The organism is Aminobacter sp. MSH1 (assembly GCF_003071665.1).
In the GTDB taxonomy this organism is placed as follows: Bacteria; Pseudomonadota; Alphaproteobacteria; order Rhizobiales; family Rhizobiaceae; genus Aminobacter; species Aminobacter niigataensis.
On record NZ_CP026265.1, the window covers coordinates 168,227 to 181,880 of the forward strand.

12 protein-coding genes are annotated in these 13,654 nt (G+C 63.0%); 3 read left to right on the forward strand and 9 right to left on the reverse strand.

Annotated elements, in window-relative coordinates; genetic code table 11:
- Positions 1-91 precede the first annotated feature (91 nt).
- The 7 genes from CO731_RS00840 to CO731_RS00870 form a co-directional block, all read right to left on the reverse strand.
- On the reverse strand, positions 92-868 hold the full coding sequence (locus CO731_RS00840) for an L-iditol 2-dehydrogenase (protein WP_108605525.1): 777 nt from the start codon (positions 866-868) through the stop codon (positions 92-94).
- Positions 865-1,863, reverse strand: coding sequence for an ABC transporter ATP-binding protein (locus tag CO731_RS00845; RefSeq protein WP_108605526.1), 999 nt, complete (start codon positions 1,861-1,863; stop codon positions 865-867). Before CO731_RS00845 ends, CO731_RS00840 begins: the two co-directional genes overlap by 4 nt.
- A 21-nt stretch (positions 1,864-1,884) precedes the next feature.
- A complete protein-coding gene (locus CO731_RS00850) occupies positions 1,885-2,709 on the reverse strand; it encodes a carbohydrate ABC transporter permease (protein WP_108605527.1) in 825 nt (274 codons plus the stop codon).
- Between the two features lie 10 nt (positions 2,710-2,719).
- Positions 2,720-3,592, reverse strand: coding sequence for a sugar ABC transporter permease (locus CO731_RS00855; RefSeq protein WP_108609556.1), 873 nt, complete (start codon positions 3,590-3,592; stop codon positions 2,720-2,722).
- Positions 3,593-3,685: 93 nt separating this feature from the next.
- Positions 3,686-4,996: a sugar ABC transporter substrate-binding protein gene (locus CO731_RS00860; RefSeq protein ID WP_108605528.1), complete on the reverse strand. Its 1,311-nt coding sequence runs from the start codon at positions 4,994-4,996 to the stop codon at positions 3,686-3,688.
- Positions 4,997-5,204: 208 nt separating this feature from the next.
- Positions 5,205-6,155 carry a sugar-binding transcriptional regulator gene (locus CO731_RS00865; protein WP_108605529.1) on the reverse strand — a complete coding sequence of 317 codons (951 nt, stop codon included), beginning with the start codon at positions 6,153-6,155 and terminating at the stop codon, positions 5,205-5,207.
- Positions 6,156-6,278: 123 nt separating this feature from the next.
- The gene (locus CO731_RS00870) at positions 6,279-6,716 is read right to left on the reverse strand and encodes an OsmC family protein (protein ID WP_108609557.1); all 438 of its coding nucleotides are present in this window, start codon (positions 6,714-6,716) and stop codon (positions 6,279-6,281) included.
- Between the two features lie 406 nt (positions 6,717-7,122).
- Here CO731_RS00870 and CO731_RS00875 point away from each other — a divergent pair, with 406 nt between their 5' ends.
- Genes CO731_RS00875 through CO731_RS00885 form a run of 3 tightly spaced genes read left to right on the forward strand, consistent with a single transcriptional unit; the run spans position 7,123 to position 11,967 of the window.
- On the forward strand, positions 7,123-9,072 hold the full coding sequence (locus CO731_RS00875; RefSeq protein ID WP_108605530.1) for a PrkA family serine protein kinase: 1,950 nt from the start codon (positions 7,123-7,125) through the stop codon (positions 9,070-9,072).
- 12 nt (positions 9,073-9,084) lie between these two features.
- Complete coding sequence (locus CO731_RS00880) at positions 9,085-10,401, forward strand: YeaH/YhbH family protein (RefSeq protein ID WP_108605531.1); 1,317 nt, start codon at positions 9,085-9,087, stop codon at positions 10,399-10,401.
- Between the two features lie 9 nt (positions 10,402-10,410).
- A complete protein-coding gene (locus CO731_RS00885) occupies positions 10,411-11,967 on the forward strand; it encodes a SpoVR family protein (RefSeq protein ID WP_108605532.1) in 1,557 nt (518 codons plus the stop codon).
- Here CO731_RS00885 and CO731_RS00890 read toward each other — a convergent pair.
- On the reverse strand, positions 11,964-12,695 hold the full coding sequence (locus tag CO731_RS00890) for a copper homeostasis protein CutC (RefSeq protein ID WP_108605533.1): 732 nt from the start codon (positions 12,693-12,695) through the stop codon (positions 11,964-11,966). The genes CO731_RS00885 and CO731_RS00890 overlap by 4 nt on opposite strands.
- On the reverse strand, positions 12,688-13,602 hold the full coding sequence (locus tag CO731_RS00895; protein ID WP_108605534.1) for an ROK family protein: 915 nt from the start codon (positions 13,600-13,602) through the stop codon (positions 12,688-12,690). The genes CO731_RS00890 and CO731_RS00895 overlap by 8 nt, the downstream gene beginning before the upstream one ends.
- Between the last annotated feature and the right edge of the window lie 52 nt (positions 13,603-13,654).

The window sequence follows — 13,654 nt, forward strand, 5'->3', positions numbered from 1 at the left end:
ATGAGGGGCGGCATCAATCTTGAAGGTCAGCGCTGCCCCTCACCTGCCTGCCGGCATCCTCTCCCCGTGAACGGGGAGAGGAGCGCTGAATTCAACTCATCCAGTTGCCGCCATCGACGTTGTAGGTCTGGGCGACGACGTATTGGCTCTCCTGTCCGGCGAGGAAAATCGCCATGCCGACAAGGTCGTCCGCGGTGCCCATGCGGCCGAAGGGTACGGCCTCGCCGACGAGGCGCTTCTTCTCGCCTCTCGGCCGGTTCTCGTATCTGGCGAACAGCTCATCGACATGTTCCCAATGCTCACCGTCGACGACGCCGGGCGCGATGGCGTTGACGTTGATGCCGTGCTTGATCAGGTCGAGCCCGGCCGACTGGGTCAGGCTGATGACCGCGGCCTTGGTGGCGCAGTAGACGGCGACGAGCGCTTCGCCGCGACGGCCGGCCTGGCTCGCCATGTTGATGATCTTTCCGCCCCGTCCGGCAGCGATCATCGAGCGGGCAGCCGCCTGCATGGTGAACAGCGTGCCGGCGACATTGACCGCAAACAGCTTGTCGTAGCTCGCCTTGCCGATCTCGACGATCGGCGCGAGGTCGAAAAGTGCTGCGTTGTTGACCAGGATGTCGAGACCGCCTGCCCTCGCTTCGACGGCCTTGATCGCCTGATCTATCGAGTTCAGGTCGGTGACGTCGAGCTTGACGGCATAGGCCGACGCGCCGATCTCGGCGGCAGTCTTTTCGGCCGCTTCGACATTGATGTCGCCGATGGCAACTGTCGCACCCTCGCCGACATAGGCCTCGGCGAACGTCCGGCCGATGCCGCGCGCAGCGCCCGTGATCAGCGCCGACTTGCCCTGGAGCCTGCCGCTCACATGGCCCTCCCGTCGGTTCCGAAACGGTGGATCTTGGGCGGGCTGGGGGTGAGGAAGATCGTCTCGCCGTGGTGAACGCCTATCTCGCCGTCGGCACGGACGGTCAGCGGACCGACGTCATCCGCATGGACATGCAGGAAGGTGTCGGAGCCGAGATGCTCGGCCACACCGACAGTCGCCTTCCATTCGCCTGCGGTGGTGGAGATGCCGAGATGCTCGGGCCTGACACCGATGGTCGTGGCGCCATGCTTGACAGCAGCAGTGCCGTTGATCAGGTTCATCTTGGGCGAGCCGATGAAACCTGCGACGAACAGGTTCTTCGGCGTCTTATAGAGTTCCATCGGCGAGCCGACCTGCTCGATGTTGCCGGCATTCAGCACCACGATCTTGTCGGCCATGGTCATCGCCTCGACCTGGTCGTGGGTGACATAGATCATCGTCGTCTTGAGCTGGTGGTGAAGCTCGCTGATCTCGAGGCGCATGGTGCCGCGCAAGGCGGCATCGAGGTTGGACAGCGGCTCGTCGAACAGGAAGGCCGAGGGCTGGCGCACGATGGCGCGGCCAATGGCGACGCGCTGGCGCTGGCCGCCCGACAGCTGACCCGGGCGGCGCTCGAGATAGTTGGTCAGGTTGAGGACACGGGCGGCGTCCTTGACCTTCCTGTCGATGACCGCGGCATCCTCGCCCGCCATCTTCAGCGGGAAGGCGATGTTCTTGTAGACCGTCATGTGGGGATAGAGCGCATAGGACTGGAACACCATCGCCAGCCGCCGCTTGGCCGGCGCCTCGCCGGTGACGTCGCGGCCATCGATGTTGATCTTGCCGGAGCTGGTGTCCTCCAGCCCGGCGATCAGCCTGAGCAGGGTCGACTTGCCGCAGCCCGACGGCCCGACGAAGACGACGAACTCGCCGTCTTCGATCTCAAGGTCGATCTCGGGGATGATGGTGGTTGCGCCGAAGGACTTCGACACCTTGTTGAGAACAATATTGCCCATGGTTTCCTCCCGCGGGTTCGACTATTTCACGGCGCCGAAAGTCAGGCCGCGGACGAGCTGGCGCTGGGAGAACCAGCCCATGATCAGGATCGGTGCGATGGCCAGCGTCGATGCCGCCGAGAGCTTCGCCCAGAACAGTCCCTGCGGGCTGGAGAAGGACGCGATGAAGGCGGTCAGCGGTGCGGCATTGGTGGTCGTCAGGCGGATCGTCCAGAAGGCCTCGTTCCACGCCAGGATGATGTTGAGCAGCATGGTGGAAGCGATGCCGGGCACCGCCATCGGCGTCAGCACATAGACGATCTCGCCCCACAGGGTGGCGCCGTCCATGCGTGCGGCTTCGAGGATCTCGCCGGGGATTTCGCGGAAGTAGGTGTAGAGCATCCAGACCACGATGGGCAGGTTGATCAGCATCAGCATGACGGTGAGGCCGATGCGGGTATCGAGCAGGTTGGTGTCGCGGAAAATCAGGTAGATTGGCACCAGCACGGCGACCGCGGGCATCATCTTGGTGGAGAGCATCCACATCAGGATGTCCTTGGTGCGCTTGGTCGGCGAAAACGCCATCGACCATGCAGCCGGGACTGCGACCGCCAGCGCGAGGATGGTCGAGCCGACGGCGATGATCACCGAATTCAGGAAGAACTTGAAATAGTTGCTCTGCGCCTGGACCTCGGCGTAGCTCTCCAGCGTGCCCGACGGGATCAGGCTGAAGCCGGCGATCGCCTCGGTCTCGGACTTGAAGCTGGTGATGATGGTGTAGAGGATCGGGAAGAAGATCAGCAGGGCAACCACCCAGGCGGCCACGGTGAAGCCGATCTTGCGATTGGTCGAAACTGCGCGTGCCATGGGTTGCTCCTCACTTGTCCAGGTTCTTGCCGACGGCGCGCATCAGGAAGAAGGCGACGATGTTGGCCAGGATGACCGCGATGATGCCGCCGGCCGAAGCGCCGCCGACGTCGTAACCGAGCAGCGCCGTGCGGTAGATCAGGAACGGCAGGTTGGTCGAGGCGTAGCCCGGTCCGCCATTGGTGGTGACGAGGATTTCCGCATAGACGCCAAGCAGGAAGATAGTCTGGATCAGGATGACCACGGTGACGGCGCGCGAGATGTGCGGGATCGTCAGGTAGATAAAGCGGCTGACGAAACCGGCGCCGTCCATCTCGGCGGCTTCCTTCTGCTCGCCATCGAGCGACTGCAGCGCGGTGAGCAGGATCAACGTCGCGAATGGCAGCCACTGCCAGGCCACGATGATGATGATCGAAAACAGCGGGTATTGCGCGAACCAGTCGACCGGCTGGGCGCCGAAGAATTTGGCGATGTCGGCGAAGACGCCGTAGCCGGGGTGCATGATCATGTTCTTCCACACCAGTGCTGCCACCGGCGGCATGACGAAGAACGGCGAGATCACCAGGATGCGCACGATGCCCTGGCCGAACATCGGCTGGTCGAGCAGCAGCGCCAGCGCGATGCCGCCTATGACGGTGATCAACAGCACGCCGAGGACCAGCACCAGCGTGTTCCAGATCGACTGGAAGAAGGCCGGGTCGGTGTAGAAGAACTTGTAGTTGAACAGGCCGGCGAAGCTGACATTGGCCGGATTGAGCAGGTTGTAGTTCAGGAACGAGAACCACAAGGTCATCGCCAGCGGCACGATCATCCAGATGAAGAGCAGGATCACCGAAGGCGCCATCATGAAGCGCGCCAGCGTGGTGGTCTGTCGAGTAGCCATGGCGATCACCCCGGTTCGAACAGATGAGGTTTCAGGTCACCGAAAGGGGCCGTCCGGACTGGGAGACCGGACGGCCAGGCAGGGAGGATCTGCCTACTTGATGTAGCCGGCGCGGGTCATCTCGCGGACCGCTGCGGTCTGTGCCCCGGCAAGCGCGTCATCGACGCTCGACTGTCCGGCGAGGGCCGCCGAGAACAGCTGGCCGACGGTCGTGCCCAACCCCTGGAACTCGGGAATGGCGACGAACTGGCCACCGGTGTAGGGCACCGGCTTCACGCTCGGCTTGGTGATGTCGGCTGCATCCATTGCCGCCAGCGTCGGGCCGGCAAAGGCGGCCGCCTTCTTGTAGTCCTCACTGTTGTACAGCGAAGTACGCGTTCCGGGCGGTGCGCTGACCCAACCTTCCTTGGACGCGACGAGTTCGGTGTATCCCTTGCTGGTCGCCCAGGAGACGAACTTCTGTGCTGCTTCGCCCTTTTGCGAACTGGCGGGAACGGCCAGATTCCACGACCACAACCAATTGCCGTGATTACCGTTTCCAGTATCGGGGAAGATCGCGAACCCGATCTTGTCGCTTACACTCGATTCCTTGGGATCCGACAGCTTGGATGCCGCCACCGTGGCGTCGATCCACATGCCGCATTTGCCCTGTCCGAACAAGGTCAGGTTCTCGTTGAAGCCGTTCGACGAAGCGCCTTGCGGGCCGGCGTCCTTCATCAGATCGACGTAGAACTGGAGCGTGTTCTTCCATTCGGGCTGGTCGAATTGCGGCTGCCACTTTTCGTCGAACCAGCGCGCACCGAAGGAGTTGGACATGGCGGTCAGCAAGGCCATGTTCTCGCCCCAGCCGGCCTTGCCGCGCAGGCAGATGCCGTTGATGTCGGCGGCCCGGTCAGTCATCTTGCGCGCCGCGTCGGCGATGAATTCCCAGGTCGGCTTTTCGGGCATGGTGAGCCCGGCCTTCTCCATCAGGTCCTTGCGATACATGATCATCGCCGACTCGCCGTAGAACGGCGCGGCGTACAGCTTGCCGTCGACCGAGATGCCACCGCGGATGGAAGGCAGGATGTCATCCACGTCATAGTCGGCACCGAGCTTGTCGAGCGGCAGCAGCCATTGCTGCTTGGCCCAGATCGGAACCTCGTAGTTGCCGATGGTGACGACGTCATACTGGCCACCCTTGGTGGCGATGTCGGTGGTGACGCGCTCGCGCAGCACGTTCTCTTCGAGCGTGACCCATTCTAGCTGGATGTCGGGGTTCTTGGCGGTGAAGTCGTCCGTCAGCTTCTGCATGCGGACCATATCGCCATTGTTGACCGTGGCGATGGTGATGGTCTCGGCATGAGCGGCAAACGCAAGCGCGCTCGCTCCGCACAGGCCCAGGAAGAGCGTGTTCAGTTTCATCGAATTCCTCCCAAAAGCCAAAGTGAGCATTTGCTTTGGCTGTGGGCAATTATTCATCTGATGTGATTTATGTCAAGCAGGAATCTGGGCACGGCAGTGCAGCCGCCGGATTGGCGGCTGGTCGGGATGCAGATGAAGGGAGGAGAGAGACGGCGCGCGGCCGCGCGGAGCGCCTATGCGTCGGAAGGCACGGCTCGTGGACTACGGGTCAGGCAGCCAGCAAAGCTGCTGCCGTGCGCTCGTCGGTGATCAGGCCGTTGACGAGACGCCGGGTGACGGCGGCCAGGATGCCGGGCAGCTTGCGCTCGCCCATGGCGAGCGCAACCACCAGCGAGCGCTCACGCGACGGCAGCGGCGCGGAGGCAACGCGGTCGTTGGTGATGCCGTCGATCAGCTTGCCGTCGCGGTCGAAGGCCCAGCCGACAATCTCACCGACAGCGCCGGCCTTCTGCAGCGCCTTGAGTTCGGTTTCGGTGATGAAGCCGTCCTCGTAAAGCGGCGCCTGGGGGCCCATGTCGCCGACGCCGACGAAGGTGACGTCGGCCTGCGCCGCAAGCGCCAGGGTCGGCTGGATCAAGGGCTGGCCATGCAGCATGCGGCGCTCGTCCGACGACGAGGCAATGGCCGGCAAAGGCATGGGAAAGCTGCGCGCCTTGATGGTGTCGGCCATGGTGAAGATGACGTTGTAGAACGCCGCCGAACCGTCCGGCGAGATGTTGCCGGTCAGCGAGACCACCTTGTGCTGCGGGCATTCCATCGGCGGCAGCTGTTCGATCGCCGCCTTGAGCGTGCGGCCGGTGCCAATCGCCATGACGATCGGCTCGGGCGAGCGCAGCCATTTCTCGATCTCGGCGGCCGCCGCCTGGGCAATGCCGATCGTCGTCGACGACGAATCCGGATCGCTGGGCGTGACCTCGACAAGGTCGAGCGCAAAACGGGACCGGAGCCTTGCTGCAAGATCCAGGCAGTTGGCGATCGGATGGTCGACACGAACCTTGATCAGACCTTCCGACATGGCCAGCGACACCAGCCGCTGCGCTGTCTGGCGCGAGACGCCGAGCTTTGTCGCGATCTGGTCCTGGGTGTTGCCGGCAACATAATAGAGCCAGCCGGCGCGGGCGGCGTCGTCGAGCCTTGGGTTTTCGCTCCGGGAACTCATGCGTCGTGCCTCATCATCTGCCGAGGCAGTTTCGCAGGGTTTTCGGAAATGCGCAATTGCCCGGCAAGCGCGCATTTACTCGGATCGACTCTTTGCCGCAACTGGCAGCGATCAGCGTTGCCGTCAGCCGGCGCTGGCCGGCTCCGAGGTGTCGACGACTTCGAAATCGTGAGTGATGACGGCCGACTTGGCGAGCATCGCCGAGGCCGAACAGTACTTCTCGATCGAGAGGCTGACGGCACGCTCTACCTTGGCAGCCGCAAGGCCACGGCCCTTGACCACGAAGTGCATGTGGATGCGGGTGAAGACCTTGGGGTCGGTGTCGGCGCGATCGGCGTCGAGCTCGACGGTGCAGTCCTCGATCGCGTCGCGGCCCTTCTCCAGAATATGGACGACATCGTAGGCAGAGCAGCCGCCGGCGCCGATCAGCATCAGTTCCATCGGGCTCGGGCCCGGCGTCTGGCCGCCCGGTTCCTTGGAGGTTCCGAGCACGATCTTGTGCCCGCTGCCGGATTGGCCAACGAAGGTGCGATCCTCAACCCATTTGATGCGTGCCTTCATGACAGCCATCCTTCCCTGCAAAACTGCCCGCCATCGTGCGGTCCCAGTTCATAACCGGGCGAAGGTCGCAGCGTCGAGTGCCGCCTTGTGTCGCGGCGCAGATTTCAACACCAAGCACTGGCGACGCGTTCACAAATCCATCGACTGGACAGGCCATATCCGGGCGGCCCGCCCTATCGCCGGACAACAGCCCAAAGTTGAACTTCGGCGCAAGCAAAGCGCCGTCATGGACAGAACCTCTCCGCGGTTCGTCAAGCGGAGTGCCGCGCCACAATTCCATGTATGCAAACTAAATCTGCGATCACGACATTCTGTGCGGAACTTTGGCTGACCAGCGAAGTTGAGATGAAGGCAAAAGGTCGAAGTGGTGTTACACTCCCACCGACTTCGGCATTGTGAGGGTGCCATGCAAACACGTGAAACCGACGTCTTCAATCTCTTCTCGGAAATCTACAGCAGTCAGACAACCGAGGAGATGAGCCTCCAGCAATATCTGCTCGCCTGCCGCGACCAGCCGGCCATGTATGCCACGGCAGCAGAGCGAATGGTGGACGCCATCGGCGCCCCCACGCTGGTCGACACAAGTGCTGACCCCCGCATGGGGCGTATCTTCGCAAACCGAACAATCAAGCTTTATCCGGCATTTGCCGAATTCTACGGCATGGAAGACACGATCGAACGGATCGTCGGCTACTTCCGCTACGCCGCGCAAGGTCTGGAAGAACGCAAGCAGATCCTGTACCTGCTCGGCCCCGTCGGCGGCGGCAAGTCGTCACTCGCCGAACGGCTGAAGAAGCTGATGGAAGAGCGGCCGATCTACACGCTCAAGATCGGTGGTCAGCTCAGCCCGGTCTTCGAATCACCCCTTGGCCTGTTCCATCCAGATCGCATGGCCGACCTGCTCGAGGACAAATATGGCATCGCCCGGCGCCGGCTGACCGGCCTGATTTCGCCATGGGCGGCCAAGCGGCTCGAAGAAATCGGCGGAGACGTCTCCAAGTTCAGCGTGGTCAAGCTGATGCCGTCGCGGCTGCGCCAGATCGGCATAGCCAAGACCGAGCCCGGCGACGAGAACAACCAGGACGTGTCAGCCCTGGTCGGCAAGGTCGATATCCGCAAGCTTGAGAATTTCAGCCAGGCCGACCCCGACGCCTATTCCTACAGCGGCGGCCTGAACCGCACGACGCAAGGACTGTTGGAATTCGTCGAGATGTTCAAGGCGCCGATCAAGGTGCTGCATCCGCTGCTGACGGCGACCCAGGAAAGCAACTATAACGGCACGGAGAGCTTCGGCGCCTTCCCCTACCAGGGCATCGTACTGGCGCACTCCAACGAATCCGAATGGCTGCAGTTCAAGAGCAACAGGAACAACGAGGCGTTCCTCGACCGCATCCTGGTGGTCAAGGTGCCCTACTGCCTGCGCGTCACCGAAGAGCGGCAGATCTACGAGAAGCTGCTGCGCGAAAGCGAACTGGTGAGCAATCCCTGCGCGCCCGAAGTGCTCGACATATTGAGCCGCTTTACGGTGTCGACCCGGCTGGCCGAACACGAAAACTCGCCGCTCTACACCAAGATGCGCGTCTACGACGGCGAGAACCTCAAGGACGTCGACCCCAAGGCCAAGTCGATGCAGGAATATCGCGACGCCGCCGGCGTCGACGAAGGCATGAACGGCGTCAGCACGCGCTTTGCCTTCAAGGTATTGTCGGAGACGTTCAACTACGACACCAAGGAGATCGCCGCCGACCCGGTGCATCTGATGTATGTGCTCGAACAGGCGATCAAGCGCGAGCAGTTCCCCAACGAGATCGAGCAGTCCTATCTCGATTTCATCAAGTCGGAGATCGCCACGCGCTATGCCGAGTTCATCGGCCACGAGATCCAGAAGGCCTATCTCGAATCCTACAGCGAGTACGGCCAGAACCTGTTCGATCGCTACATCGCCTATGCCGACGCGTGGATCGAGGACCAGGACTACAAGGACCCCGACACCGGCCAGATCCTCAATCGCGGCATCCTCGATTCCGAGCTGTCGCAGATCGAGAAGCCTGCCGGCATCGCCAACCCGAAAGACTTCCGCAACGAGGTGGTGAAGTTCACGCTGAGGGCGCGCGCCAAGAACAATGGCCGCAACCCGTCATGGACCAGCTACGAGAAGCTGCGGGAGGTGATCGAGAAGCGCATGTTCGGCCAGGTCGAGGACCTCTTGCCTGTCATCAGCTTCGGCGCCAAGCGCGACAGCACGACCGAGAAACAGCATGCTGAATTCGTCGAACGCATGACCGAGCGCGGCTACACGCAGCGCCAGGTCCGGCGACTCGTCGACTGGTACATGCGGGTTAACAAGGCGGGCTGATCGGGGACACACATGCCGAACTTCATCGATCGGCGCCTCAACCCCAAGGACAAGAGCCTTGGCAACAGGCAGCGTTTCCTGAGGCGCGCTCGTGACGAACTGAAACGTGCGATCAACGACCGGGTCAGGTCCGGCAAGATCGAGACGGCGGACCAGGACCAGATCATCCCGATCCCCCGCAAGGGCATCAGCGAGCCGACGTTCCAGCGCGCGCCGCATTCCGGCCACCGGGAGGACGTGCTTCCCGGCAACAAGACCTTCGGCACGGGCGACCGAATCCCGCGCCCGGCAGCCGGCGGCGGCAAGGGCTCGGACCCCTCATCCTCGGGCGACGGCGAGGACGATTTCCAGTTCGTCCTGTCGCGTGGGGAGGTGCTCGACCTGTTCTTCGAGGACCTCGAACTGCCCGACCTGGTCAAGCACAACCTCAAGGAAGTCGTGACCTTCCGGCCGCGCCGGGCCGGCTTTACGATGAGCGGCAACCCGACCAGCATCAGCGTCGGGCGCACGATGTTCAACAGCTTCGGCCGGCGTATCGCGCTGAGACGGCCAAAACAGGCCGAAATCGACGAACTCGCGGCGGAACTCAAGAAGCTGGAGGGTGAGAGGCGGCCAAGCGCCGCCACTCAGCAACGTATCGCCATACTGCGCGAGGATTTGGCGACACTGGCGCGGCGCCGCAAGCTGATCCCTTACATCGATCCCATCGACATCCGCTTCAACCGGTTCGAGCCACAGCCGGTACCCAACGCCAATGCGGTGATGTTCTGCCTGATGGACGTTTCGGGCTCGATGGGCGAACGCGAGAAGGATCTCGCCAAGCGCTTCTTCGTGCTGCTGCACCTGTTTCTCAAGCGCCGCTACGAGAAGACCGACATCGTCTTCATTCGCCACACGCACGAAGCCTCGGAGGTCGACGAGGACACCTTCTTCTACAGCACCCAAAGCGGCGGCACTGTCGTTTCCACCGCGCTGGAGGAGATGCTGCGCGTCATCCGCGAGCGCTACCCGAGCAAGGACTGGAACATCTACGCGGCGCAGGCTTCGGACGGCGACAACATCCCCAACGACTCCGAGCGCTGCGTGTCGATACTCGACAAGACGCTGATGCGGCTCTGCCAATACTACGCCTATGTCGAGATCATCGACGAGCGCGAAAGCGAGATGTTCCGCCATGCCGACAACGGCACGTCGCTATGGAACGCCTATCGCGAGGTCAGCGCCGAGTGGCCGAATTTCGCGATGACGCGCATCGCCAAACCATCCGACATCTATCCCGTCTTTCATGAGTTGTTCGCCAAGGCACCGGCGCCGGCAAAACGCGGATGAGGACACCACGTGGAGAATCGCGCAAAAAGCTCCCAACTGCTCTTCACCAGTTCCGACTGGAACTTCGACGACCTGTCGCGCGCCTATGACGCGATCAAGGAGATCGCGGTCGACGAGCTTCGCCTAGACTTCTACCCCAACCAGATCGAGGTGATCTCATCCGAGCAGATGCTCGACGCCTATTCCTCGATCGGCATGCCGCTGATGTACCAGCACTGGTCCTTCGGCAAACATTTCGTCCACGAATCGAACCTCTACCGCAAAGGGCGCATGGGGCTCGCCTATGAGCTGGTGATCAATTCCAATCCCTGCATCACCTACCTCATGGAAGAGAACACCATGGCGCTGCAGACGCTGGTCATCGCGCACGCCTCGTTCGGCCACAACCACTTCTTCAAGAACAACTACCTGTTCCAGCAGTGGACCGATGCGGGCGCCATCCTCGCCTATATGGAGTTCGCCAAGAGCTACATTGCGCGTTGCGAAGAGCGCTATGGTCCGGCCGCGGTGGAAGCCGTTCTGGATGCCGCCCATTCGCTGATGCCGCAGGCGGTGTTCCGCTATCGCCGGCGCCCACGCCTGTCGGTCGAAAGGGAGCAAGCGCGCATCCGCGAGCGGCTGGAGCATGAGGAAAGGACCTTCAGCGACCTGTGGCGGACACTGCCGCAAGCGACGGAAGCCGAAGCGCCGCGCGAGGTCGAGACCGACATGTCGGAACGGCAGTCGGCGATCGAATATCCCGAGGAAAACCTGCTCTATTTCCTGGAGAAATACAGCCCGGTGCTCAAGTCCTGGCAAAGGGAGATCCTGCGCATCGTCCGCGTCATCGCGCAATATTTCTACCCGCAGCGTCAGACCAAGGTGATGAACGAAGGTTGTGCCACTTTCGTGCACTACACGATCATGAATCGCCTGTTCGACAAGGGCCAGATCAGCGAAGGCACGATGCTGGAGGTGCTGCAGAACCACTCCAACGTGGTGTTCCAACCCTCCTTCGACGATCCGCGCTACGGCGGCCTCAACCCCTATACGCTGGGCTTCAACATGATGCGCGACATCCAGCGCATCTGCACGACGCCTACCGCCGAAGATCGCGACTGGTTCCCGGACTTTGCCGGCAATGGCGACTGGTGCGGCACGCTGCTGGACGCATGGGCAACACACCGCGACGAGTCCTTCATCCGGCAGTTCCTGAGCCCGGCGCTGATCCGCGACATGCGGCTGTTCTCATTGCAGGAAGAAGCCTCGGACCCCTATTACGAGGTAACGGCGATCCACGACGAACGCGGCTACGAACGCGTGCGCTCGCGGCTCGCCGACAACTACGATGTCGGGGTGACGCAACCAGACATCCAGGCGATCGACGCCGATCTCAAGGGCGACCGCAAGCTGCGCATCAAGCACACGGTCCACCACGGCACCACGCTGCAGGAAGACACGCGCAACGAGACACTGCGCTATATCCAGCGGCTCTGGGGCCACGAAGTCAGCATGGTCGGCATCGACGATACGACCGACAAGACGCTCTACGAAATCTCGACCAAGGATTTGGGCGAGAAGACCTAAAGCCTGTCCAGCGCAGCCCTCATCTTGCGCACGATGCCAGCATCCGTGTGTTTCGGCCGCGGCGAGACGAAGCCGAGCTCCAGCGCCTTGCCGGCGGGCGCGTCGACGGCCACCGAGCAGGACGAGTGGATTTCGTGGAAGGGCAGCCGCGCCTTGATGACGCCGAGGGTTTCGAGATTGACGCCCGAGCCCGGCATGACGGCGATGCGGTCGCCGGCATGGGCAAAGCAGACTGCCAGCGCGTCCAGCCCTTTCAGCGCCGTCGTTTCGCCACCCGAGGTGAGGATGCGCTCGAAGCCCAGTTCGACCGCGAGGTCGATGGCCGGCGCAAAGTCGGGACCGACGAGATCGAAAGCGCGATGCAGCGTCATGCCCAGCCCCCGGGCATGTGCAGCCAGCCTAGCCAGAACCTCGCGGTCGAGGCTGCCATCGGCATGGTTGGCGCCAAGTACGACGCCCGCCAGACCGGCAGCACGCACCGCGTCGACGTCGGCCAGCAGTGCTGCCATGTCGTTCTCGCCGTAGACGAAATCGCCGGGCCGCGAGCGGATCATGGCATAAATGGGGATCGGCGCCTTGGCCGCAAGCGCCATGAGGCCGGGCGACGGGGTGAGGCCACCGGTCTCCAGCGCCGCGCAAAGCTCGATGCGGTCAGCGCCGCCAGCGATCGCTGAGGCGAGGCCCTCGGGGCTGTCGACGCAGACTTCGAGCAGGATGTTCTCAGACATTGGCGATCTCCTGGAGGCCGAGGGCGGCAGCACCGATCAGGCCCGGCTCCGTGGTCAGTGTTGCCTTGACCAGCAGCGGGCTCTGGGCCCGCCTGAGCGTCCGTCCGCGCACCTCATTGTCGAGTGCAGCGATCAGTTCGGGCACGTTGGAAAGCCCGCCACCGACCGGAACGACGGACGAGCCGATGATGTTGAGCGTCAGGGCCAAAGGCACGCCGACCAGTTCGAGATAGATGTCGATGGTACGGCTCGCCCTGGCCTCGCCCGAGAGCCAGCGGTCGATGACCTCGGTGCTCGACAATAGCTCGCCGCAGAGCAAATGGTGCAGCTTCTCCATGCCGCGCGCGCCGCCGATGGTGTCGACGCAGCCGGACTGGCCGCAGCCGCAGGCGAAATGCGGCACCTCGACCGGCGGCTGGCCGACACGCGTCTGCAGCGCCTTGCCGTGGCCCCACTCGCCGGCATAGCCGCCGGCGCCGGCAACTATGCGGCCATCGATGACGAGCCCGCCGCCAACGCCGGTGCCCAGGATGACGCCGAAGACGTTGCGGTGACCCTTGCCGGCGCCGCTGGTCGCCTCGGCCAGCGCAAAGCAGTCGGCATCATTGGCGATCCTGACCGGCAGGCCGATGACGCGCTCGAGATCGGCGGCGATCAGCCGGCCGTCGAGGCACGGGATGTTGGCGCATTTCAGGCTGCCGGAGGCGGGGTCGACGACGCCGGCGATGGAGATCGAGACGCCCTTCGTGCGGCCCCTATCCGCCGCAACGCGCTCGGCGAGCACGGAGGCGAAGGCCTGAAAGTCGTCGAGCGGCGTCGCTACCCTGTCGATGATCTCGATTTCGCCGGCCGAGCTGGCGCGGGCGCTTTTTATCGTTGAACCGCCGATGTCGAAGCAGGTAATCATCAAATCAGTTCCCGAAAGAAATTCTGCGGCGGGACGCCCCGACCGGGACGCC